Source organism: Streptomyces sp. 5-10, assembly GCF_014712245.1.
Taxonomy (GTDB): Bacteria; Actinomycetota; Actinomycetes; order Streptomycetales; family Streptomycetaceae; genus Streptomyces; species Streptomyces violaceusniger.
Window position 1 is genome coordinate 1 of sequence record NZ_JACVYG010000215.1, and the last position, 776, is coordinate 776.

Below are 776 nucleotides of genomic sequence, written 5' to 3' on the forward strand. Positions count from 1 at the left end.
GCGGTGGTGGGTCATTCGCAGGGGGAGATTGCTGCGGCGTGTGTGTCGGGTGCGCTTTCGTTGGAGGATGCGGCCCGGATTGTGGCTGTGCGCAGTCAGGTGATCGGCGGCAGTCTCGTGGGGCGGGGTGGTATGGCGTCGGTGGCGCTGCCCGAGGCGGAAGTCGTGGAGCGTCTGGAGCGGTGGGCTGGTCGGGTGGAGGTGGCGGCGGTCAATGGTCCGGCGTCGGTGGTGGTTGCGGGTGATGCCGGGGTTCTCGATGAGGTGTTGGAGGTTTTTGCGGCGGATGGTGTGCGGGTGCGTCGGGTGGCGGTGGATTATGCCTCTCATACCCGGCATGTGGAGGCGGTCGAGGAGATCCTGGGTGAGGCGTTTGCTGGTATTCGTGCTCAGGCGCCGTTGATTCCTTTCTATTCGACCGTGACTGGTGAGTGGGTGCGGGAGGCGGGTGTCCTCGAGGGCGGTTACTGGTATCGGAATCTGCGTGGTCAGGTCCGTTTTGGTCCCGCGATCGGTGATCTTCTGGCCGGGGGTCACACGGTGTTCGTGGAGTCCAGTGCTCATCCGGTTCTGGTCCAGCCGGTCAGCGAGATCGTGGATCAGGCGGACGCCGATGCTGTGGTGGGCGGCTCGTTGCGCCGTGACGAGGGCGGTCTGCGCCGGCTGCTGACCTCGATGGCCGAGCTGTTCGTCCGGGGCGTTCCCGTCGAGTGGAGCGGGGTCCTCCCGGCTGGAAGCGGTGCCGCGGCCGGTCATGTCGACCTGCCTACGTATGC

At 66.4% G+C, this 776-nt stretch carries 1 protein-coding gene; it reads left to right on the forward strand.

The features are described from left to right. Positions 1–776: acyltransferase domain-containing protein (locus IEJ02_RS47875; protein WP_191070518.1), on the forward strand; the 776-nt coding region annotated here is incomplete at both ends.